Annotated in this window: 26 protein-coding genes and 1 riboswitch; of the genes, 2 read left to right on the top strand and 24 right to left on the bottom strand. The window is 30.8% G+C overall.

Features of this window, described 5'->3' with window-relative positions:
• The first annotated feature begins 20 nt into the window (after positions 1-20).
• Entirely contained in the window at positions 21-242 is a 222-nt protein-coding gene (locus KA893_RS00865; RefSeq protein WP_002483198.1) for an SA1362 family protein, read from the top strand.
• A gap of 59 nt (positions 243-301) precedes the next feature.
• On the opposite strand, the gene KA893_RS00870 is transcribed toward KA893_RS00865, so the two are convergent.
• The gene (locus KA893_RS00870) at positions 302-1,132 is read right to left on the bottom strand and encodes a lipoate--protein ligase family protein (protein WP_011303031.1); all 831 of its coding nucleotides are present in this window, start codon (positions 1,130-1,132) and stop codon (positions 302-304) included.
• Between the two features lie 173 nt (positions 1,133-1,305).
• Here KA893_RS00870 and KA893_RS00875 point away from each other — a divergent pair, with 173 nt between their 5' ends.
• Positions 1,306-1,692 carry a rhodanese-like domain-containing protein gene (locus KA893_RS00875; RefSeq protein ID WP_011303030.1) on the top strand — a complete coding sequence of 129 codons (387 nt, stop codon included), beginning with the start codon at positions 1,306-1,308 and terminating at the stop codon, positions 1,690-1,692.
• A gap of 122 nt (positions 1,693-1,814) precedes the next feature.
• Here the strand turns inward: KA893_RS00875 and gcvPB are convergent, their stop codons facing one another.
• The 23 genes from gcvPB to KA893_RS00990 all read right to left on the bottom strand — a co-directional run bounded on the left by gcvPB (position 1,815) and on the right by KA893_RS00990 (position 22,279).
• Entirely contained in the window at positions 1,815-3,293 is a 1,479-nt protein-coding gene (gcvPB, locus tag KA893_RS00880) for an aminomethyl-transferring glycine dehydrogenase subunit GcvPB (protein ID WP_041080631.1), read from the bottom strand.
• A complete protein-coding gene (gcvPA, locus tag KA893_RS00885) occupies positions 3,280-4,632 on the bottom strand; it encodes an aminomethyl-transferring glycine dehydrogenase subunit GcvPA (RefSeq protein WP_011303028.1) in 1,353 nt (450 codons plus the stop codon). The genes gcvPB and gcvPA overlap by 14 nt, the downstream gene beginning before the upstream one ends.
• Positions 4,633-4,649: 17 nt before the next feature.
• On the bottom strand, positions 4,650-5,741 hold the full coding sequence (gene gcvT, locus KA893_RS00890) for a glycine cleavage system aminomethyltransferase GcvT (RefSeq protein WP_041080630.1): 1,092 nt from the start codon (positions 5,739-5,741) through the stop codon (positions 4,650-4,652).
• A gap of 75 nt (positions 5,742-5,816) precedes the next feature.
• Positions 5,817-5,928, bottom strand: a riboswitch (glycine riboswitch).
• Complete coding sequence (locus KA893_RS00895; protein ID WP_002483192.1) at positions 5,925-6,398, bottom strand: shikimate kinase; 474 nt, start codon at positions 6,396-6,398, stop codon at positions 5,925-5,927. (Overlaps the previous riboswitch by 4 nt.)
• Before the next feature lie 203 nt (positions 6,399-6,601).
• A complete protein-coding gene (comGF, locus tag KA893_RS00900; protein WP_002483191.1) occupies positions 6,602-7,045 on the bottom strand; it encodes a competence type IV pilus minor pilin ComGF in 444 nt (147 codons plus the stop codon).
• A gap of 257 nt (positions 7,046-7,302) precedes the next feature.
• Entirely contained in the window at positions 7,303-7,758 is a 456-nt protein-coding gene (gene comGD, locus KA893_RS00905) for a competence type IV pilus minor pilin ComGD (RefSeq protein WP_232334845.1), read from the bottom strand.
• A complete protein-coding gene (gene comGC, locus KA893_RS00910) occupies positions 7,739-8,050 on the bottom strand; it encodes a competence type IV pilus major pilin ComGC (RefSeq protein ID WP_037538386.1) in 312 nt (103 codons plus the stop codon). Before comGC ends, comGD begins: the two co-directional genes overlap by 20 nt.
• Before the next feature lie 27 nt (positions 8,051-8,077).
• Positions 8,078-9,142 carry a competence type IV pilus assembly protein ComGB gene (comGB, locus tag KA893_RS00915; RefSeq protein ID WP_041080625.1) on the bottom strand — a complete coding sequence of 355 codons (1,065 nt, stop codon included), beginning with the start codon at positions 9,140-9,142 and terminating at the stop codon, positions 8,078-8,080.
• Positions 9,114-10,088, bottom strand: coding sequence for a competence type IV pilus ATPase ComGA (comGA, locus tag KA893_RS00920; protein WP_194440726.1), 975 nt, complete (start codon positions 10,086-10,088; stop codon positions 9,114-9,116). Before comGA ends, comGB begins: the two co-directional genes overlap by 29 nt.
• Positions 10,089-10,175: 87 nt before the next feature.
• Positions 10,176-10,799: an MBL fold metallo-hydrolase gene (locus KA893_RS00925; RefSeq protein ID WP_041080623.1), complete on the bottom strand. Its 624-nt coding sequence runs from the start codon at positions 10,797-10,799 to the stop codon at positions 10,176-10,178.
• Entirely contained in the window at positions 10,799-11,125 is a 327-nt protein-coding gene (locus KA893_RS00930) for an MTH1187 family thiamine-binding protein (protein ID WP_002483185.1), read from the bottom strand. Before KA893_RS00930 ends, KA893_RS00925 begins: the two co-directional genes overlap by 1 nt.
• A complete protein-coding gene (locus KA893_RS00935) occupies positions 11,125-12,111 on the bottom strand; it encodes a glucokinase (protein WP_041080621.1) in 987 nt (328 codons plus the stop codon). Before KA893_RS00935 ends, KA893_RS00930 begins: the two co-directional genes overlap by 1 nt.
• A 3-nt stretch (positions 12,112-12,114) precedes the next feature.
• Positions 12,115-12,312, bottom strand: a complete 198-nt coding sequence (locus KA893_RS00940; protein ID WP_041080619.1) for a YqgQ family protein — start codon at positions 12,310-12,312, stop codon at positions 12,115-12,117.
• Positions 12,296-13,753: a rhomboid family intramembrane serine protease gene (locus tag KA893_RS00945; protein WP_194375707.1), complete on the bottom strand. Its 1,458-nt coding sequence runs from the start codon at positions 13,751-13,753 to the stop codon at positions 12,296-12,298. Before KA893_RS00945 ends, KA893_RS00940 begins: the two co-directional genes overlap by 17 nt.
• Before the next feature lie 11 nt (positions 13,754-13,764).
• Complete coding sequence (locus KA893_RS00950) at positions 13,765-14,310, bottom strand: 5-formyltetrahydrofolate cyclo-ligase (protein ID WP_041080616.1); 546 nt, start codon at positions 14,308-14,310, stop codon at positions 13,765-13,767.
• 208 nt (positions 14,311-14,518) lie between these two features.
• Positions 14,519-14,668: a 50S ribosomal protein L33 gene (gene rpmG, locus KA893_RS00955; protein ID WP_002483181.1), complete on the bottom strand. Its 150-nt coding sequence runs from the start codon at positions 14,666-14,668 to the stop codon at positions 14,519-14,521.
• A gap of 127 nt (positions 14,669-14,795) precedes the next feature.
• Positions 14,796-16,847: a peptidoglycan D,D-transpeptidase FtsI family protein gene (locus KA893_RS00960; RefSeq protein WP_194375708.1), complete on the bottom strand. Its 2,052-nt coding sequence runs from the start codon at positions 16,845-16,847 to the stop codon at positions 14,796-14,798.
• Between the two features lie 122 nt (positions 16,848-16,969).
• Positions 16,970-17,569: a superoxide dismutase gene (locus KA893_RS00965; protein WP_011303014.1), complete on the bottom strand. Its 600-nt coding sequence runs from the start codon at positions 17,567-17,569 to the stop codon at positions 16,970-16,972.
• Between the two features lie 278 nt (positions 17,570-17,847).
• Positions 17,848-18,261: a Fur family transcriptional regulator gene (locus tag KA893_RS00970; RefSeq protein WP_002483178.1), complete on the bottom strand. Its 414-nt coding sequence runs from the start codon at positions 18,259-18,261 to the stop codon at positions 17,848-17,850.
• The gene (locus KA893_RS00975) at positions 18,251-19,111 is read right to left on the bottom strand and encodes a metal ABC transporter permease (protein WP_041080610.1); all 861 of its coding nucleotides are present in this window, start codon (positions 19,109-19,111) and stop codon (positions 18,251-18,253) included. The genes KA893_RS00970 and KA893_RS00975 overlap by 11 nt, the downstream gene beginning before the upstream one ends.
• Entirely contained in the window at positions 19,108-19,881 is a 774-nt protein-coding gene (locus KA893_RS00980) for a metal ABC transporter ATP-binding protein (protein WP_041080608.1), read from the bottom strand. Before KA893_RS00980 ends, KA893_RS00975 begins: the two co-directional genes overlap by 4 nt.
• A 157-nt stretch (positions 19,882-20,038) precedes the next feature.
• A complete protein-coding gene (locus tag KA893_RS00985; RefSeq protein ID WP_041080606.1) occupies positions 20,039-20,929 on the bottom strand; it encodes a deoxyribonuclease IV in 891 nt (296 codons plus the stop codon).
• Positions 20,930-20,938: 9 nt separating this feature from the next.
• Positions 20,939-22,279 (bottom strand): DEAD/DEAH box helicase, encoded by a 1,341-nt coding sequence (locus KA893_RS00990; protein ID WP_011303010.1) that lies wholly within the window; start codon positions 22,277-22,279, stop codon positions 20,939-20,941.
• Between the last annotated feature and the right edge of the window lie 242 nt (positions 22,280-22,521).

Here is a 22,521-nt window from a genome sequence, read left to right on the forward strand (position 1 = left end):
ATCACATAGGAGTGTTTTAAGTGAAACAAGCGATATTTTATATTGTCATCGCTGTGGCAGTAGTTGGATTAATTCTTAATTTAGATGCATTTATTTTTAGTTTTGTAAGAATGGCAATTAGCTTAGCGATATTTGCTGGAATTATTTACGCAATTTATTATTTCTTCTTTTTGACAGAAGACCAACGTAAATATAAGCGTGCGCAACGTAAATATAAAAGACAAAATAGAAAGAAAAAATAAGTGCTATTTTAAAAGCGCAACGACATTGAATGTCGTTGCGCTTTTTAATACTTTTTCATTTATTTTCTATAATTCCATTCATCCGATTTATACTTTTCAATTAAGGTATTTATTTCTTCTTTTTGGTTTTGATTAAGCTCTAGTGGTTTGAAATTGATGTCTAAGCCTTTTTTAAATCCAATTTCAAAAGCTTCTTCCATCTCTTCTAGTGTAATATATCGATCTGAAATATCATTAATGGCGACTGCTTTGTCTACAAAGGCTTGTTTCATTTTATCTTTTAAACGCTCATTTTTGAATATAAACATGTCAAATAGATCGTCAATGTCCACATCTTGCAATAACGAACCGTGTTGTAAAATAACGCCTTTTTGTCTAACTTGGGCGCTACCTGCTATTTTTCTACCTTCTACTACTAATTCATACCAGCTCGGAGCATCGAAACATACAGCACTTCTTGGTTGTTTGAGTTTAGCTCTTTCTTCTTTCGAGCGAGGAATGGCAAATGAAGCATCAAAACCTAAATGCTTAAACCCTTCTAACAATCCCTCAGAAATTACTCTATAAGCCTCTGTAACCGTCGAGGGCATGTCTGGATGTGATTCTGGAACAATGACACTATAAGTTAATTCTTTGTCATGTAGCACACCTCTACCGCCTGTTTGACGTCTGACAAGTCCATATCCTTTTTCTTCAACTTTATCGATATCAATTTCTTTTGTAAGCCTTTGAAAGTAACCAATAGATAATGTTGCAGGATCCCAAGTATAAAATCTAATGACAGGATCTATTTCCCCTCTGGAAACAAAATTCAGTAAGGCTTCATCCATCGCCATATTAAAATAAGGATCTTTACTCCCAGTATTGATAAAATTCCATGTTTCTGTCACATTCAAAACTCCAATCGCTAAATTAAATTGTGATAACATATATTTTGTGTTATCGTTTTCAATAATTGTATAAGTTTGTCAGTCTTTCTTATTAATCAAAAGCAAAAATATTTTGATAAATTGGGCTAACAGTCTTATAATATATAATATCGGTTAATTAGGGAGGATGCAAGATGAGTAATTTTTGGTTTATAGCGTTAGCAGTTTTAATAATTATTATCGCTTACATGCTAATCAATTATCTTCTTAATAAAAGAGCAGTCACAGAATTAAACCAAAATGAATTCCATAATGGTTTGCGTAAAGCTCAAGTTATTGATGTAAGAGAAAAAGTAGATTATGATTACGGCCACATCAATGGTGCGCGTAACATACCAATTACTATGTTTAAACAAAGATATCAAGGTTTGAGAACAGATCAACCTATTTATCTGTGCGATGCTAATGGCATTGCCAGTTATCGTGCCGCTAGAACTTTAAAGAAAAATGGGTATAAAGATGTTTATATGCTTAAAGGCGGATACAAAAAATGGACTGGTAAAATCAAATCTAAAAAGTAGTTTAAATATTTCACTTAATAATAAGCGAGTAACTATATTTCATATATAGTTACTCGTTTTTTATTAAAATAGACAAAAATAAATCCGGATAATTAATTATCCGGATTTATTTAATATAATACTTATTCTTTTTCAGAACGAAGATTTTCAAATTTTAAAACAGGTTGTCTAGCTGCTTTAGTTTCATCTAATCTATCAATGATTGTTGTATGTGGTGCTTCTAAGACTTTATCTGGATCTTCTTTTGCTTCATTTGCAATTTCAATCATTTTATCACAGAAATAATCAAGGGTTTCTTTAGATTCTGTTTCAGTTGGTTCAATCATCATACCTTCCTCAACATTAAGTGGGAAGTAAATTGTTGGTGGATGAACACCGAAATCAAGTAATCGTTTAGCCATATCTAACGTTCTGACACCGTGTTCTTTTTGTTTTGAACCACTTAATACAAATTCATGTTTACAAAATTGTGGATAAGGGATTTCGAAATGATCCTTCAATCGAGCTTTAATATAATTTGCATTTAATACAGCTGCCTCAGAAACTTCTTCAAGTCCTTTATTCCCCATCGTACGAATATAAGTATAAGCTCTTAGATAGATACCAAAATTACCGTAAAAAGGTTTTACGCGTCCTATAGAATTTTCGATATCATTATCATATTTATATACATCGTCTTCTTTGACTACCATTGGTTTTGGTAAGAAACTAGCTAATTCTTTTTTCACACCGACTGGTCCAGAACCTGGTCCACCGCCACCATGAGGCCCAGTAAATGTTTTGTGCAAGTTAAGATGTACCGCATCAAACCCCATGTCTCCTGGTCTTACTTTGTCCATAATGGCATTTAAATTCGCACCATCATAATATAATAATCCGCCAGCTTCATGAACAATATTTCTTATATCCATAATATTTTTTTCAAATATACCTAATGTATTAGGATTTGTAAGCATAATTGCTGCAGTGTTTTCATTTACAACTCTTTTTAAGTCGTCAATATCAACTTCACCGCGTTCGTTCGATTTAACTGTAACCGCTTTGAAACCAGCAAATGCTGCAGAAGCTGGGTTAGTACCATGTGCGGAGTCAGGTACAATAACTTCATCACGATGTCCTTCACCATTTTTTTGATGGAATGCCTTGAATATCATCAATGCAGTCCATTCACCATGCGCACCGGCAGCTGGTTGCAACGTTACTTCATCCATACCGGTTATTTCTTTAAGTTCTTCCTGTAAACTATGAATTATTTCTAAAGAACCTTGAACTTGTGATTCATCTTGCAGTGGATGTGACTCGGCGAATCCTGGTATTCTTGCTATTTTTTCATTGATTTTTGGATTGTATTTCATTGTACATGAACCTAAAGGATAAAATCCTGAATCAACACCGAAGTTTTTATTTGAAAGCTCAGTATAATGACGTACTAAATCTAATTCAGCGACTTCAGGTAGTTCTGCTTTATTTTTTCTTATAAATTTGTCGTCTAATAATTTTTCTACTGCACCGTTATCTATTTCTTTTTTGGGTAACGAATATGCATAACGACCTTTTTTAGAACGTTCAAATATTAATGGACTAGATTTACTTACTACCATTTAATTCACCTGCTTTCTTAACAAATGTATCTATCTCATCTTTAGTTCTTAATTCTGTCACTGCTACTAACATTTGATTTTCATAATCCTTTGAGACTTCACTTAAATCAAAACCGCCAATAATATCTTGTTGTAGTAATGCATCATTAATATCTTTTACAGGTTTATTAAACTTCACGACAAATTCATTAAATGATGTGCCATTTGAAACTTCTAAACCAGCTTCTTTAAATTGTGCTTTTGCATAATTAGCATTTTCAAAGTTTTGTACTGAAATGTCATAAATACCTTGTTTACCTAATGCAGACATGCAAATTGAAGAAGCTAATGCATTTAACGCTTGGTTTGAACAAATGTTTGAAGTGGCTTTATCTCGACGAATATGTTGTTCACGTGCCTGTAGCGTTAAAACGAAACCACGATTTCCATCTCCATCTTCAGTCTGTCCAACCAAACGTCCCGGTATTTTTCTCATTAATTTTTTCGTTGTTGCAAAGAAACCACAATGCGGACCACCAAATTGCGCTGGTATACCAAATGGTTGTGTGTCTCCTACAACAATATCCGCTCCAAAACTACCTGGCGGTGTCAATAAACCTAAAGCAAGTGGATTGGCATAAACAATAAACAGTGCCTTTTTGTCTTCAATAAATGAATGTATTTTTTCTAAATCCTCAATAGATCCATAAAAGTTTGGATACTGCACAGCAACTGCCGCTGTATCATCGTCAATTGCATTTTCTAATTTTTCTAAATCTGTAATTGTACCATCAAGGTCTACTTCTACAACTTCAAATTCTTCTCGAGTTTTAACGTAAGTTTTTAATACTTGCAAAGCTTGATAATGTAGTCCTTTTGAAACAACTATTTTATTTTTACGCGTTTGATTAAATGCTAAAATACATGCTTCTGCGAAACTTGTAATACCATCATACATAGATGAGTTTGCAATATCCATATCTGTTAATTCGCAAATTAATGTTTGGAATTCAAAGATAGCTTGTAATTCACCTTGCGAAATTTCTGGTTGGTATGGAGTATAAGCAGTATAAAATTCAGAACGAGAAATCATTGCATCTACAACTGCTGGTGCGTAATGATCATAAACACCTGCGCCTAAAAATGAACTATGCGTTTCTTTAGTTACATTTTTGCTTGCAATTCTGCTTAAGCGTTTTGTCAATGTCGTTTCAGCTTCACCATCTGGTATGGCCAACTCTCTATTTAATAAAATATCTTTTGGAACATCTCCAAATAATTCACTTATAGAGCTTGCTCCGATTGTATCCAACATTTCTTTTTTATCTTGTTCAGTTAATGGAATATAACGATGACTCACAGTAACACCCCTTTGATTTATTTACTAATCTGATTTTTTTTAACAATTTTAGCTTTAACTTGTCTTTTTCTAACCTGTACAACAACTTCTTTTCCCATTTCAAAAGCATCTCGATTGATTAGGGCTAGTCCAATTGATTTACCAGTTAAAGGTGATTGCGTACCTGAAGTAATTTCTCCAATTTGATTACCGTCTAAATCATATACTTCATACCCTGTTCTTGGAATACCTTTGTCGATCATTTCTAATCCTACTGTTCTTCGTTTAGAACCATTCTCTTTTTGATCTTTTAGTACTGATTTACCAATAAAATCGGCTTCTATTAATGGTTTTGCAGCAAATGCTATACCCGCTTCATATGGTGTGATTTTTTCGCTTAAATCTTGACCGTGTAATGGCAGTCCAGCTTCTAATCTTAATGTGTCTCTAGCACCTAAACCGCATGGTGTCACATCATTTTTTAGAATTTCATCCCACAAATATGGTGCATCGTCTGCATTACAGTATATTTCAAATCCATCTTCACCTGTATATCCAGACTGTGACAGTATTACATTTTTACCAAAGAATTCAACGTTTTGTTCAAATTCAAATGGTTTCATTTCAGATACATCAATATTTACATGTTGTTGGACTAAATCACGTGCTTTTGGTCCTTGTATAGCTAGTTGGCCATATTCAGTTGATACATTAATAACTTCAGCATCAAATACTTTAGCTTTTTCGCACATCCACTCAAAATCTTTTTCAGTATTTCCAGCGTTAACAACTAAAAGATAAACATTTTCTTCTAATTTATAAGTAATTAAATCATCAATGATGCCACCTTGTTCATTACATAAAGCTGTATACTGCGCTTTATGCGTTGTTACATTGTCTGTATCATTTGAAAGCAAATATTGTACTAAATTAGAAGCATCTGAACCTTTTATGATAATTTCTCCCATATGACTTACGTCAAATAAACCTATTTCAGTTCTAACTGCATTATGTTCTTCTTTAATACTAGAAAATTGGACTGGCATTGCCCATCCACCAAATTCTACTATTTTAGCCCCACTATCTACAAAAGTTTGATATAGTGGTGTTTTTTTAAGTTCATTGGACATGAAGAAACCTCCTAAAAATTATATAATAAAAAAACAGGGTAGCCTAAACTACCCTGTTGTAATATTCCAGGAATGCGTTACAGTATTATCCTTTTGCCTGAGAGTTTCGTAAAAACTTGCACCTTCGGCGATGGACTAAAGTTAAGTTATATTAAGTATAACTACCATTCTCTCTAATACTGATCATTCGCAAACAATCGCTTCCATGATATCATTTTGTAAATCTGAAAGAGATTGACTACTATTTACTTTTATGAATGCGATTTCATTATATCTTGAAACCCTAGATGAATACAAGCTTTTTAATTCAAATAACGATTTATTATTTGCATTTGGTCTATTGCTGTCATTTTTAATTCTTTTGTAAAGAATTTCTATATCACAATCTAACCAGATTACTTTTGGCTGTTCTTTTAATATTCGGAATGATTCATCGCCTTCTATTATACCACCACCGGTTGAAATGATATCATAACGTTGAACACATTCTTGTAGATATTCATTTTCTAATTTTCTAAATCCTTGCTCACCAATGGCTTCGAAAATTTCAGGGATAGATTTATTTTCCTGTATTGCTATATGTTCATCTAAGTCAATATAGGAGAGTTGATTATTACTTGCTAGAAATTGACCCAAAGTTGTCTTACCTGTTCCCATAAATCCAATAAGTATGAGTGGTTCTATTTTATTATTCAAAACTAACTTCCTTTTTTATGTATGTGTTTATTTGATCTTTATAATACGATTCAATATTATCTAATGTTTTTAATTGTAATCCAATTTGAAATGTATAAATCGTAATTAAAGATAAATATAGCATAAATATGACTAGCATAAAAGGATACATATAAGCAGGATGATTAGAAAACAATTTTCTTTTCATAATAAATACCTTTCTCAAAAATTTTAAAATTAATTACTACAGATTTATCATTAATAATTTTGAACTTTGCACTAACAACATTATGTAATGTAGTAATGTTTCCTTTTCCATCTAACGTTTTAATTAATTTGTTATTTTTAAATTCATAAATGATGTTTCTCTGTTTATTTCTAATTACAATATGGTGTTCATCGGATTGATTTTTAAGAACATAAGCATTTTCTTTAATTAAATCTTGTGTCAAATCTCTTGAGAAAAATGCCAAGTCTACTTCTTGAGCATTCATAATTTGCTCATTGATGGTGCCTGTCGTTCTAATTAATGTGGGTAATATTGAAAAAATGAGTATAGTTATAAAAAGTGCAAACAAGACTTCTATATATGTAAAAGCTCTAAATTTATTTGAAGAAACATTTTTCATATGTTTCTCCCTTTTTGAAAATACAAATTTTGTCGTTACTCATTTTAACGCTATAATCTTCAATCATAATTCCACTTTTCAATTCCTGTCTTTTATAGTGGTAAAGTGAATTAAGTAATATTCTAGTTAGATCTATTTCATGGCTTTTGTGTTGAATATCCAACTTTAATTGCAATATCATAGGTATAAATAAGATACAAATCAGTGTGATAATTGAAAAAGATAAAAGACTATCCATCAATAACGAGGCATTAACATTAAATTTTCTCATATCTAATACGTCCTTTTTCAATATGAAATATGATTTTATAAAGATTTTTATTCGTTTTTAGGTAGACACTTCCAAATTTGTTTGTTTCTCCTTTTTTGTTAAATGTTATAAATTTCAAATTTGTTCTTGGATGTATAAAGCTATTTAAAGGGAGTATTATTGCTTTGGCCCTTTTATTAGAGGGGAATTGTTCATTAATAATAATTTTATTAGAGTAATCATTAAAGACCAGTGTAATTGATTGGTTATCTTTAATCGCTTTAGATTTAATATAGTTGAATTGCATAATTAAATTATTAATTTTACGCTGTTCTATTTTGTTATTATTAGTATCGAAAGCACTGATATTAGATAGTTGGAAATATAAGAGTAAACTAATAATACAGACCACAAAAAGCATTTCTATATAAGTAAATGCGCTTTTAATTTGCAACAGCTTCACCATTGTTAATAGTGATGGCTGCACCAGATTTACATGACTTTTGATTTTCTTTAATGTATCCTTCTGTAACTAAGTCTTCTATAGACGATGGCTTTTTATTAAACTTTAAAGCATACGCTTCAATTTGGCTATCAATCATTTTAAGTTGTGCCTCACATCCAGTATTTTGCAAGTGAGACGATTGTTTAGCTATATTGGGTATAATTAATATTAATAATAAGCTAATTATCAATAATACAAGTAACATTTCTATTAATGTAAAAGCTTTTCTATTAATTTTTAGTTTTTTCATAATTGATTTAACTTCCTCTATTCGTAATTATTTAATCGTTTGCATTAAATCAAACATAGGCAACATAATAACTAGATATAATGACACTATTAATATAGCAATTAAAGAGAAAACAATAGGTTGTATGAACTTTATGATTAAATGAATCAACTGTTCTATTTGAGACAGTATCATTTCACTATATAGTTTCATTTCTATCTCTAGCCTTCCTTTTTTCTCACCTTCTTCAACAAAAATAATCAAATTTTTTTCAAAACACTGTAAATGCTTTAATACTTCACTTAAATTTAATCCTTGTTGTATCCCTTTTGAAATTTCATTTGCTAAAAATATTAAATATTCATCTTGCTGTTTAGCGTATATTTCAACAATCTTTTGTAAAGTTATACCATTTTTATAGAATAAAGATAATTCAGAAGCTAAGCAAAATGTTTTATAATACTTGAAAAATTTCGAAATAATGGGTATTGATAAGAGGATTTTATGCTTTATTTCTATAGATGACTTTCTATATATGATGAAAATACCTAAAATGATTAGTATAAAAATTATTGAACTATATAGGAGATACGATGGGAGGTTTGTGATGAATAAAGATAGATAGAGTTGTAATGGGGAAATACTTACATCCATACTACTATATAAATTTTGAAACTCGGGGATGATTGTATGGTTTAAAATAATTAACATTATCAAAAAAACGATAAGTAACAACGCGGGGTATTGTATTGTTTTTAAAAAGCGTTGCTTCGATTTATAGTTTTTTACTAAATATTCATAAGCGTGTGGCAAAGTAATAGTTAAATCTCCAAATATTTCTGCAAAATTGATTAACGTTAAGATGGATTTAGGATAATTTAGTAACCTTAATATTTTTGCGCAGCCAGCACCATTATTTAATTCTGCTTCAATTTGCAACTTTAATTGGCGATTTTTAATGTTTGTATATTGAATTAAAAAAAGAAATGCTTCACTTAGCGTATAACCGCGGTCTAACAAATCTTTTAATTTTATCAATAACGTTATTTTGTTTTTTTCTGATAAATTGAAAATATTTTTAAATTTAAATATAGCGCTCCATAGTTTCCTCACAAATAACACCTGCTTTGGCTAATTGAGTTAATTGAGTAGACAAATTAGAAAATGAACTAGGTAATGTATAGTCATTGTCTATTAAATGATTTATTTGTGCTTTAGTAAGTTGTTCATATACAAGTTTTCTTTGATTATTATAAGTCGTAATTAGTCTTTGGTTTAAAACGGTTAATAAAGCTTGTTTCATTTCTTGCATCGTTAGTCCCATTTCTTTAAGCCTTAATAATGCGCCTTTACAGTTATTAGCGTGAATTGTTGTTAATACTAAATGACCACTTAGACTCGCATGCATTACTTGTTTAGCTATTATGGCATCTCTAATTTCACCAATCAAAATAATGTCAGGATCACATCTTAAAATCGCTTTAAAAGTATTTGCATAATTGATACCTGCTTTTTTATTAATCGATACTTGTGTAATTCCAGATACTAGCTGCTCCACTGGATCTTCAACTGTTATGATATTTAAATCTAACTGCTCTTTTGCATGCATGACCATTTGATACATTAAAGTGCTTTTTCCGGAACCAGTGGGTCCACTTAATAATATAAGCCCCTGTTTTTTATTCATTAATTTATATAATGTACCTAAATTACTTGTATCACTTCCTTTTTGAAAATACTGTGGAACAATTCTGATAACACAACTTTCTATTCCCAGAGATAAAGGTAGCGTGGATATTCTTAAAAAGTAAATTTGCTTGAATTTGTAAGTATATCTACCACTTTGAGCAACATTATGTTTAGACACATCTAAACCAGCTTGATATTTCATATAGGTTAATAATTTCAAATAAATATGTTGCTGTATGGATTCAATTGGTGCAAGCGTATCTTGAACTCTGAATTTAATATATATTTTGTCATTTGAAGGAATAAAGTGCACATCAGTGGCCTTTGTACTAATCGCTTTTTTAAGTATATTATTAAATAAAAGTTTCAAAAAATCCACCTCCTACTTATATACACGTAAGAGATGGATAAATTACTTCTAATCTACTTATAAAGTTTGCGTTAAATTGAAAGCTATTCACCCATGCAAATATGGGTTAAGTTGTTCATCTTCAACAGTTGTATATGGTCCATGTCCAGGGAATAATGGTAGGTCCTCTTCAAGCGTAAATAATTTATCAAGTATCGAATCTACTAAAGTTTCATAATCTCCTTTATATAAATCCGTTCTACCGATACCTTGTTTAAACAAGGTGTCTCCTACAACTGCAAAATCTTTAAATACAAAAGTTAAACTACCTGGTGAATGACCTGGCGTATGCAGGACATTGAAATCAAAGTTAACAATATTTGTCTGGCCTTCAGTTAATGATTGTGGTGTGACTGAACTAATAACTTGTGGAAGGCCATATTGTTTGAATTTTTCTGAACCGTTTTTTTGAGTATCTGTTAAAAAATCAAATTCTGCTTTATGCATGTACACGGGTACTTGATACTTTTCTACAATAGCATCTAATGCACCTATATGGTCAAAATGTGCATGCGTTAATAAAATTGCAGATAATGGCTTATTAATTTGATTTAATTTTTTAATAATCAAGTCGCTATCACTTGCAGGATCAACTAAAAGTACATTTGTCTCATTTTCTATAAAATAAGCATTTGTATCGACCAATCCTAAAGTTAAACTTGATATTTTCATTATGCTTGCCCTCCATTATTCAAATGGTTTTCCACAGATTTTAGTTTATCATTCATTTTACGTGATTTATCTCTTCTATCATCAATTCTAATATTTGTACAAACACGATCTAATCCTTTGTCAAAAGGTAACTCATGAATTGCTTGCACAACTTCGAATAAATCTTTCAAGTCACCTTCAATTAAAGTATTCATAGGTGTCAGTTGATAATCTATTTTCCCTTGATTTTTATACTCTTTTAATTTCGTTTGTATTTCAGCAATATATTTACTTACACTTGGCCCTTCTGTACCAACTGGTATAACGACTACATCTACAATTGCCATTATTTTGCACCTTCCTTTTCAATTACATAAGTATATATTAAACCTGCAGCACCTGTAATGCCTGCATCATTGCCAAGTTGCGCTTGTACGATTTCAGTATCTTTCTGTGCTGGAGTGAAAGCTAAATTATGATATTCCGTTTTAATGTTTTCAATCAAAATAAGTCCCGCAGTTGACATACCACCACCTAAAACAATGTATTTAGGGTTACTCGTTACACTTAAAATACTACATAAATAAGCAATATAATTAGCAACGCGTTCTGTGATAAATATGCAGAATTGATCTCCTGCTTTCGCCGCATCAAAAACAGCTTTTGCAGTTACATTATTTTCTTTTATTAATTGGAGTATAGATGACTTAAAAGTTAATTTTGGATAATAAAAGTTAACAAGATTAACTACGCCTGTAGCAGATGCAACTGTTTCAATACAACCCGATTTACCACAATTACATTTAAAACGTTGGTCATGGTCTACTCGGAAATGACCAATTTCAGCTCCTGAACCATTGTGTCCATGTACGATTTCGCCATTCGAAATAATACCTCCGCCAAGTCCTGTGCCAAGTGTAATTGCAACTACATCATCAGCACCATTACCTGCACCTTTATGTTTCTCTCCTAGTGCAGCTACGTTAGCGTCATTATCAACATAAACTGGACAATCAACAAATTGTTTGAAAATATTCCTAACATTTACTGGTTCCGTCCAATATAAATTGACTGCACCGTTAACTTCACCCGTTTCAAAATTAACAGGACCAGGAACTCCTATACCAACACCGATAACATCAGAAAAAGTATAATCAGATTGATCAATATATGCGACAAAAGTATCATAAATATTTTTCAACAATTGATAACCCGTTGTATCTGATGTATCCGTGTTAATTGACCATTTTGAAATACGATTTAAATTTTCATCAAAACAACCTAATTTACAAGTTGTACCACCTATATCTGCTGCTAGTATGATTTTATTCATATATTACTTACTCCTTCTCTGACTAATGATTAATCTGCATTTTAAATATTCATCTTTTGATATAAGATTATAATCATATAAAGATTTTATCTCTTGTTCCATCATTTCATACATATCCACTTTATCTTTAAAGTATATAATAAAGCCGAATTTTTTTAAAAGTTGCTGAACATCGTAAAATGAATTAATTTTCTGAATCACTATTATCGCTCAATTCTTTATTTAAATTAATATAGTCTCTATTATTTGGATCAGCTTTTAATGCATTTTTGATATACTTTTTAGCTTTATCATTATTATCCAATGATCTATTTGCAATTGCGAGTTGGTAATTTAAGATACCTGAATTAGGGAAATATCGTAAGCCACGTTCCCAAGATGCGATGCCCTCAGCTTTAGAATTTTGTGTTGTTTTAATCAATCCACTTAAATAATATGTTTCATCATCTGCATAGCTTTTATTGATTGTACGTTGAACCATATTTTTCGCTTCATCATAATTACCTTGTTTCATTTCTTTAGTAATAATGCTGTTATAGATATTATCTTCCTTAATGGTGAAAATTCTAACCTGAGCAGCTAAAAATAAAACAAGAATAGTAATTAAAATAATCCAAAAACGTGTTTTATTCATTTTGAAATAATATCCCATTAATGTAATCAATAATCCGCCAATAAATCCACCAATATGGGCCACGATATTTATATTTTGCATAAATAAAGATAAACCAATCATAATGACAAGTACAATTAATAATTGACCGATAAGCTTACGATTAAATTGTTTGCCTATATACATAAATGTGAAAATTGCACCAATAAGGCCAAAAATCGCACCGCTAGCACCTACCGAAACGGTATCAGTATTAAAAGATAAAGAAGCAAAGTTACCAAATAAACCAGCTACCAAATAGATAACGAACATACGCCAATGACCTACAATTGATTCAACTATTTTACCAAATATGAATAAACTCAACATATTCATTAATATATGTTCAAAATTATAATGTAAAAATATAGATATTATTAAACGATACCATTCACCATGAACAACATTAAAATGCACTAATCCACCAACATCTAAGAGCTTTAAATCTGAGAAACGATTTAAAAACAATACCATAAATAACCAAATCACAACATTTAATATGATTAAAGCATAGGTCACTGGTGAAAACTTCAACATGTGTTTTTCAATTGGATTCGTATTTAAAGCACGCTGTTTATAATACCCTTTTGTTTGCTTTGTATTTCTTTTATATAATTGTCTGATAAACACATTAGGGAGCAAGCGTTCCATATGATCTGCTTCTCTAATTATCTTGACCTTAAATTTTACTGGATGATTTTCATTTAAATTTTCATCTGTAAAATGCTTATCAGTAAAAATAAACAATTCATAATTATTAGGTTCAAAACCTAGAAAAGTACTGATATCTTGCTGATTTTCTTGGATTCTGCTTTTATCAAATCTCACTTCTTGGGTTGAATTTGCTCCATATTTGAAAATAACGATACTACGCTTACGTTGATTCGCTAACCAAACTTCGTTAGTTTCTTGATTTTTATGTACAACATGATAATTTAGATATTTAATCCAAGTGTAAATACACTTCCAATAATGCTTTTCTGTAATCATTTTCCCCTCCATTATCTTGTTGTCGCTATGATTAGTTTTTCTACAGGTTGATCATGTGTTTCAACTTTAAAGTCACTTAATTGAAAATCATAAATTAAACTCATCGTTGGTTGATTATATGTACTGATAAATTTATCAAAGTAACCGCCACCATAACCAATTCTATAGCCACTATCATTAAAAGCTACCCCAGGAACAACTAATAAATCTAATTCATTGGATATTTCAGTCTTTGTATTTACATGATTCATCCCTTTAGCATCTTTACCAATATGCTTTAAATCGTCAATATGTTTAAAAGACATTTCACGCAATTGGTAATTTGTTTCAGGTACAAATACTTGTTTACCATCGTCTAGCATCTGTTGAATCAAAGTATATGTATTAACTTCGTGCGGCATGGATAATACAATACCTATACGAGAAGCAGTGCGGTATTCATCGGTATTAAAAAATTGATTAGCTAAAAACTGATCTGCTCGTTGTTTTTCCTGTTTGTTTAACATAAAAGATTTCATTAATTCAATATGTTTTTTTCTCAATAATTTTTTATCCATTTTGTACACCTTCCCGTAATTCATACTTTTATTATTATAACGTTAATGAATCATAATGTCATTAAACTGCAATTTGAATCACAATTTTTTTATAAGATTTAAGTTATGAAAATTTAAAATGTTAATTATAAATTGATTTATTCACTCATTTTAATAAACCACATAAAAATAACCAGATTCTAATAGAATCTGGTTTAAATAATATTAATTATTTTGTTTCACGGTGCATAGTGTGCTTATTATCACGTGCACAGTGTTTTTTCATTTCTATACGTTCAGGATTAGTACGTTTATTTTTTGTAGTGATGTAGTTTCTTTCTCCACATTCTGTACAAGCTAGAGTTACGTTTACGCGCATGCTAATTCCTCCTTACCTTTTCAAAATACGACTAATTAATCATACCATTTAGTTATAAAATTGAAAAGTATTATTTTTCAATAAAGGCGACTATACCAGTATTTTAAATAAAATTGATGCTAAAATATTAATCTTTTGACTTTTCTTTGAAATAGTAATTAATAACATCTCGTCCTAAATCGCCACCATTTAACCATGGCTCAGGTACTGGTTGGTTTGTATATACAATAGAAAATGCAAGCTGTGGATTTTTGATTGGCGCATAACCAATGTAAGTTGAATTAACTCTTGGTTCGCCATCTTGAAATACTTCCGCAGTTCCAGTTTTACCAGCTGATGGCACTTCTGTATCTTTGAAACTTTGATAACCAGTTCCATCTTTTTCGTTAAATGCCATTTTGAATCCTTCTTGTACTTCATTCACTTCATTTTGTGTATTATTAACTTTATTCAACACTTGACCTTTCACTTTTTCTTTAACTGGCCCAAGCGTTTCTTTGTTAGTCGCTTTTCTAATTTCTAAACCAACATGTGGTTGAACTCTATAACCATTATTACCGATTGTTGAAACGTATTGAGATAATTGCATAGGAGTGTAGGTATCATATTGTCCTATGGCTAAATCAAGGTAATTACCAGGATTGTCTGTTAATGGCTCAATTTGTCCGTTTGTTTCATTTGGTAAATCAATACCTGTTTTCACTCCTAAACCAACCTGATTTAAACCTTTACGCAATTTTTGTCCAGCACTCGTAATATCGGTTGGTAATGACATATTCGGAGTATAAGGTGATCCGGCTAATTTTAATGCTGTTTTGAACATATAAACGTTTGATGAATGCATGAGTGCTTCTTTATCGTCAATTCTTACTTTACCATCTTGGTTGAAATAAGAATGTTTTGTTAAACCACCAGCGAATTTAAGCGGCTCATCAATCATTTCTTCTCCAACTTTAATTGCATTATTTTGATAGCCAGCAAGTAGCGTGCCGCCTTTTACTGAGGAACCAACTGCATATTGAGAAGTAAATGTTCCAATATCATAATCTGTTAAATCACCATTTTTATCTATTTGCTTACCTGCCATTGCTAAGATATCACCATTATTTGGGTTTTGCACAACAATTAATGCATTGTCCATATCTTTAGCGCCTTCACTACGCAATTTTGAGATTTGCTTTTCTAAATATTCTTCAGTTTTCTTCTGTAAATCTACATCAATACTTAATACAAGATCATCGCCACGTGAACCTGGATTAATTACTTTAGAGTCTATAACTTCACCTGATTTATCAGTGGTATATTTCATTTCTTTTTTCTTACCTTTTAAAATATCATCATATTGATATTCTAAATATGATTTACCTACACGATCGTTTCGAGAATACCCTTTGGCTAAATACTGCTCAGTCAATTCTTTTGGAATACCTTCTTCAGTCGTAGAAACGTCACCGAAAATGCCTCTTAACGTATCACCATATGGATATTTTCTATCCCAATCCATAGTCGTATTTACACCCGGCATATCAGATAATTTTTGCGAAACGGCTGCATACTCTTCATCACTTACATCTTCATTTTTAATTGTTTGTGGATCAAGTGCAGAACCAGACATCATTTCTCTATAAATAGCAAGGATTTGTAAATCTTTATCATTTAGTGAGTTAATTTGATTTTTACCTACTTTTTTATATAAAGCATCATCATATTCATCTTGGGTAATATTACCGTCATCTAACAATACTTGCTCGTTTTTCATTAAACTTTTAGCTTTATTTGGATGAAGTTGTATCCAATAATCTTGTTTATCACGATCAGTAATTTTATCTGTATCCATTTTAATAAGTTTTGATAATTTTTCAGCAGTTTTCAATACTTCTGATTGTGAAGTTTTTCTTCCTCTTGCATATGTAATCGCTTTTTTAGAAGCATTGTCGACAAGGACTTTGCCATTCCTATCTAGAATACGACCTCTAGGAACAGCTTCGTTAACTGTCAGGTTTTCACTATTTTTAATAAGTTGCTTATAATGAGAACCTTGTGCAATTTGTAAATATCCTAATCTTAAAATAATTATCGCAAAAATGAATACAATGATTCCAAATATAAAGCTAATTCTTTTATTCATCGTATTTCTAATTTTTTCATCATTTGATTTTTCTTTTAATCTTTTTAGCAAAACAGCATACCTCTATTCAATAGTTCTCACTACAAATGATATATGAAATCAGTCAATATTTCTATTATTTTAGTTAAAAAAAATGACGACCTTTGAAAAGGCCGTCATAATCGTACGCGCAATTATTTTGCAGCGTTATATAATTCGTCAACTTTTTCCCAATTAACAACATTCCAGAAAGCACTAATATAGTCTGGACGTTTATTTTGGTATTTAAGGTAATATGCGTGTTCCCAAACATCTAATCCTAAGATTGGTGTTTTACCTTCAGTTAATGGGTTATCTTGGTTAGGTGTTGTAACGATTTCTAAGTTACCGTTATTCACAACTAGCCATGCCCAACCTGAACCGAAACGAGCTGCTGCTTTGTCAGCAAATTCTTCTTTAAATGCATCTAAAGAGCCCCATTGTTCTTTAATTTTATCAACAACAGTACCTTTTTCTTCTGAGTTTGGAGTTAATAATTCCCAGAATAGTGAGTGGTTTAAGTGTCCACCACCATTATTTCGAACAGCTGTTTGAATATTTTCTGGAACACTGTCTAAGTTTGCAACAATTTCTTCGATTGATTTAGATTCTAAATCAGTTCCTTCTACTGCTGCATTTAATTTAGTTACATAAGTGTTATGGTGTTTGTCATGGTGAATTTCCATTGTTTGTTTATCAATGTGTGGTTCCAATGCATCAAAACCATAAGGTAAATTTGGTAATTCAAAAGCCATAAATAATCATCCTCCTAATTAATCTTTAAATAAAGCATAACAATTATTAATGATGACAACAATTAATATGCTTAAACATTAATTGTAATGTCATAATATAGTATTTGTTATCTTTAGTTACTTTATTAGTATATCTCAAAAACAGCTTATTTAAACATGTTTAGCAAACAATTTTAAAAATTCACTTTAATTCATACTAATGACCTATGTTTAAAAAGAGATAAGCTTGTAGAAAGAATGAATTTTTCACGTTTTACAATAAATCAATTACTCATATATTATGCTTTTTGGCACGATTCGCATATGCCATAAACTTCTAATTTATGTGTGTGAATATCTACTTTTGGTAAAAATGCTTTAATTTGATCAATTGGACAAAAATCTATTACTTTTGTATCGCCACAGGATTCACAAATAAAGTGATGGTGATGATGATCAGTACATGCAATTCTGAATTTCATTTCTCCATCTAGTTCAGTACCTTCTACAATACCTAAATCTTTAAATAAATGTAAGTTTCTATAAATTGTATCGAATGAAATGCCAGGGTAATTTTTGTCCATTTTTTGTTGTATTATTTTTGCATTGATGTATTTATCTTCTTCTACAAAAATATCAATCATTTCACGTCTTTTATTTGTATATTTGTGTCCATGATTTTTAATAATGCCAATAGCTTCTTCAGTCTTCATCTTTAGCAACTCCTTTAATCGATTTTACTTTTAATCTTTGATACATCATCGTTATTGCTAAAATAAGTACAAGTAGTACTACTATTACACCGCCAGGAGATATATTCATATAAAATGCTAGAACAAGTCCAGCGATAACAGAAAACTCTCCAATAATCACGCTCAATATAATTAATTGTTTAAATCCTTTAGTTATTCGCATTGAAACTGCTACTGGTAACGTAATTAAAGCACTTACCAATAATATGCCTACAACACGCATAGAAGCAGAAATTACCATTGCAACGATAATTATAAATAAAAATTGTATCCATTTTGGAATTCCAATTACTTTACTATATTCCTCATCGAACGATAATATAAATAGTTCTTTATAAAATGAGAAAATAAATATGAGTACGATAACTACAATCACGATAATAGTTGATAAATCACTTAATGTAACAGCACTGATTGAACCAAATAATAGCCCAACTATTTCTTGGTTAAATCCATCAGCGAGTGATATAAAGATAGCACTTAATGCAATACCTGCGCTCATGATGATAGGAATCGCAATTTCCTGATAATTACTATAAGATGTTCTTAAATTCTCTATAAGTAAAGCGCCTATAATAGCAAATAAAATACCAAACCACATTGGGTTAATAAATACAAATGCAGGTATCACCGTTATAATGAACATGCCAAAGGAAATACCTCCCAGTGTAACATGACTGAGTGCATCGGCAATGAGTGACAATCTTCTAACAACGATAAAAGCACCAATAAGTGGTGCAATGAAACCAATTAATATACCACTGATAAGTGAATATCTCATAAAATCAAAATTCAGTAGGGCTTCTATCATGATGAACAACACTCCCTACTATGTTGATGATCAACAAATTGTATTGGATGACCATAAATTTTTGAAATTTCTACTTCGTCTAGAGATTTAAATGCTTCTGTTGTTCCATGGAAATGTATATGTTTATTGAGACATGCAACCTCTGTAGCTGTATCGGCAACCACACCAATATCATGAGTTACTAGTATAATTGTTACGCCTTCATTTTTGAGTCTTTCCAACGTTTCATAAAATTCACTAACATGTTTTGCATCAATACCACTTGTCGGTTCATCTAAAATTAATACCGAAGGCTCACTTATAAGTGCTCTAGCTATTAACACGCGTTGTTGTTGACCTCCGGATAATTCAGCAATGTTTTTATCTATTAAATGTTTTATATTCAGTCTTTTTAATACAATTTCTACTTTTCTCTCATCTTTTTTATTGAACCATTGAAACAGTCTTTTACGTTTAGTTAGACCACTTATCACAACTTCTTTAACACTTGCAGGGAACCCCGCTTTAAAGGCTTGTGCTTTTTGTGAGACGTAACTTATTTTTAACAATGATTGTTTGCCATTATAATCTTTTCCATCCACATATATTTGACCTTTTTGGATGGGTAATAACCCTAGGATAATTTTCAATAGTGTTGATTTTCCAGCACCATTGGGTCCTACAATTGCAACAAACTCTCCTCGATTAATTTTTATATTTATATTTTCAAGTACTTGTTTGTTATCAAAATAATAATCAATATTTTTTAATTCGAATACTGGTGTAGTCATGTTTTCACCTCATTCCATACTATACAACGTCCAATCCAATATGTAAATAGTAATGTTTCCGAATTAACAAAAAAAGAGTAAGCACAAGTACCCTATTTTATATCTAGGATACTTACGCTTACTCAATTCAATATATTAATTTAATTTTAAACAAACATTATTGTTGTAATATTTTATTTTTTAAATCTTCATCAAATTTTTGCTGTTTTAACATTTCAATTTCTAATTTATATGGTGGTTTTTTATTTTTTTTATCTTCACCTACATAAGGTGTTTCTAATATCTTAGGTATATCTTTAAATGTATCATGATGTACGACATAATTTAATGCATCAAAGCCAATATATCCAAAACCGATATTTTCGTGTCTATCTTTATGTGCACCAATATCATTTTTACTATCATTGACGTGTACTACTTTAATTCTATCTACACCGATAATTTTATCAAATTCATTTAGTACACCATCAAAATCTTCTTTAACATTATAGCCAGCATCATGTGTATGACATGTGTCGAAACAAACCGATAAACGATCATTATGGTTTACACCATCTATAATTCTTGCTAGCTCTTCAAAGTTTCTACCTACTTCAGAACCTTTTCCAGCCATCGTTTCTAATGCAATTCTTACATTATTATCGTTCGTTAAAACTTCGTTTAAACCTTCTATAATTTTTTTAATACCAGCATCTGTACCTTCTCCTACATGAGAGCCTGGGTGTAAAACAATATCTTGTGCACCAAGTGCTTGTGTTCTTTCGATTTCACTTTGAAGAAACTCTACCCCCAATTCAAAGACATGGGGTTTAACAGTATTTGCGATATTTATAATATAAGGTGCGTGAACAACAATATTGGAAAGACCATGTGCTTTCATTATCTCATGACCTTTTTCAATATTTAATTCTTCGATAGGTTTTCTTCTAGTATTTTGAGGTGCACCCGTGTAAATCATAAAAGTAGATTCGCCAAATTTATGTGCTTCTTCAGCTGAACCTTCTAACATTTTTTTACCATTCATAGATACATGTGATCCTACTAACATAAAATTCACCTATCCTTTTCTATTTTTTCTATCTTGACGACTTTTCTGTTTACTAAATTGTTTACGTTCCTTACGTTTTAAATCATCTAAATCTCTTTTGAATTTTTTCTTATAGCCTGGCTTTACTTTTTTCTTATTCGTTTTAACTTTATATTTCAATTGATTTGTTAAGTGATCGTCTTTATTTTTACGCGTTTGTCGCATATTATGCGCTTTTATTGGTTTTAATTCATCGTCTTTGATATCTACATTTTCGAATTTATAACCTCTTTGCTCAATTAATGCAATATTATGCTCTTCATCAGGACTGTACAATGTAATTGCTACACCTTTGTATTGACCACGTCCTGTACGTCCAACTCTATGTGTAAAGAAATCAATATCATTAGGCACATCGAAGTTAATTACATGGCTTACACCGTCAATATCTATACCACGTGAAGCTAAATCACTTGCAATCACAAATTGGAATTCTAAATTTCTAATTCTTTTCATTTGTTGTTTACGTTCTCTAGGTGTAAGACCACCGTGAATCATCCCTAATTTTAAACCAGCAGCATTTAATTGTTTTGCTAATTCATCTGCACTATCTCTACTGTTACAGAATATAATACATAAATATGGATTTAATATATCGATCAGTTTTAGTGTTTTTTCTATTTTTGCTTCACCTTTTGTAGGTATTAAATAAAATTCGATATTTTTCTTATTTTTTTCTGTGTTTTCAATTTCTACAAATTCTGGATTTTCTAGATATTTATTTAAAAATGGGTGCAATGACTTAGGAATAGTTGCACTAAATACTGCAATATGTGCATTTTCATCTAGTCTTGTTGCTACGTAATCCACTTCATCTATTAGTCCTAAATCAATCATTAAATCTGCTTCATCAATCACCAAATAAGAAGCTAAGTGTACATGTAAATCCCCATGTTTAGCTAAATCGTTAATTCGAGTTGGTGTGCCTATGATAAGTTGCGGTTGGTTCTTAACTCGGCTACGATCTTTTTCGATATCTGTGCCGCCAATGAAGAGTTTTACAGATACGTCTTCTTTGAATCTTGTTAAATGACTTGCTACATCAAATAGTTGTTGTGCTAGTTCACGTGTTGGTGCAACAACTATTGCTTGTGGTTCTTTATAGTCTGTATCGATTGAATTTAATAATGGTAATAAAAACGCATGTGATTTTCCTGTGCCTGTTTGTGATTGACCAATTAAATTCACTTGTTTAATTATCTTTGGTATGACACGTGTCTGTATTTCAGTTGGTTGATTAAAATTCAAATCTTTCACAGCATCTATAAGACCTGCTTCTAAATTAAATTTTTCAAATGGGTGATTTGCCATGTCTTGGCCTCCTTAAATCTTCATCTTGTCTATTATAAAGCAAAACACTATAATTTTGAACTAAATTATTGATTTGGAATCTGACTTTGAACCTTTAAGTAGTCTTTGTAGAGAAATACGCACCTTATCAAAATAATTTCGCAGAACAATCTTACTTTTTACTCTACAGCATTTAAAATGGTTGAGATACTTATTTATATCTCAACCACTTATTAACTTATTTAGTGTATCTACCATAAAAA

Origin of the sequence: Staphylococcus sp. GDY8P126P (assembly GCF_017891965.1) — a bacterium.
GTDB classification, from domain to species: domain Bacteria; phylum Bacillota; class Bacilli; order Staphylococcales; family Staphylococcaceae; genus Staphylococcus; species Staphylococcus saprophyticus.

Bases quoted from the DNA above. Each gene is read 5' to 3' on its own strand.
- KA893_RS00875 (WP_011303030.1), top strand. From the start codon at position 1,306: ATGAGTAATTTTTGGTTTATAGCGTTAGCAGTTTTAATAATTATTATC.
- gcvPB (WP_041080631.1), bottom strand. From the start codon at position 3,293: ATGGTAGTAAGTAAATCTAGTCCATTAATATTTGAACGTTCTAAAAAA.
- gcvT (WP_041080630.1), bottom strand. From the start codon at position 5,741: ATGTCCAATGAACTTAAAAAAACACCACTATATCAAACTTTTGTAGAT.
- KA893_RS00895 (WP_002483192.1), bottom strand. From the start codon at position 6,398: ATGGGAACAGGTAAGACAACTTTGGGTCAATTTCTAGCAAGTAATAAT.
- comGF (WP_002483191.1), bottom strand. From the start codon at position 7,045: ATGAAAAATGTTTCTTCAAATAAATTTAGAGCTTTTACATATATAGAA.
- comGC (WP_037538386.1), bottom strand. From the start codon at position 8,050: ATGAAAAAACTAAAAATTAATAGAAAAGCTTTTACATTAATAGAAATG.
- KA893_RS00925 (WP_041080623.1), bottom strand. From the start codon at position 10,799: ATGAAAATATCAAGTTTAACTTTAGGATTGGTCGATACAAATGCTTAT.
- KA893_RS00930 (WP_002483185.1), bottom strand. From the start codon at position 11,125: ATGGCAATTGTAGATGTAGTCGTTATACCAGTTGGTACAGAAGGGCCA.
- KA893_RS00935 (WP_041080621.1), bottom strand. From the start codon at position 12,111: ATGAATAAAATCATACTAGCAGCAGATATAGGTGGTACAACTTGTAAA.
- KA893_RS00945 (WP_194375707.1), bottom strand. From the start codon at position 13,753: ATGATTACAGAAAAGCATTATTGGAAGTGTATTTACACTTGGATTAAA.
- KA893_RS00950 (WP_041080616.1), bottom strand. From the start codon at position 14,310: ATGGATAAAAAATTATTGAGAAAAAAACATATTGAATTAATGAAATCT.
- rpmG (WP_002483181.1), bottom strand. From the start codon at position 14,668: ATGCGCGTAAACGTAACTCTAGCTTGTACAGAATGTGGAGAAAGAAAC.
- KA893_RS00965 (WP_011303014.1), bottom strand. From the start codon at position 17,569: ATGGCTTTTGAATTACCAAATTTACCTTATGGTTTTGATGCATTGGAA.
- KA893_RS00970 (WP_002483178.1), bottom strand. From the start codon at position 18,261: ATGAAGACTGAAGAAGCTATTGGCATTATTAAAAATCATGGACACAAA.
- KA893_RS00975 (WP_041080610.1), bottom strand. From the start codon at position 19,111: ATGATAGAAGCCCTACTGAATTTTGATTTTATGAGATATTCACTTATC.
- KA893_RS00980 (WP_041080608.1), bottom strand. From the start codon at position 19,881: ATGACTACACCAGTATTCGAATTAAAAAATATTGATTATTATTTTGAT.
- KA893_RS00985 (WP_041080606.1), bottom strand. From the start codon at position 20,929: ATGTTAGTAGGATCACATGTATCTATGAATGGTAAAAAAATGTTAGAA.
- KA893_RS00990 (WP_011303010.1), bottom strand. From the start codon at position 22,279: ATGGCAAATCACCCATTTGAAAAATTTAATTTAGAAGCAGGTCTTATA.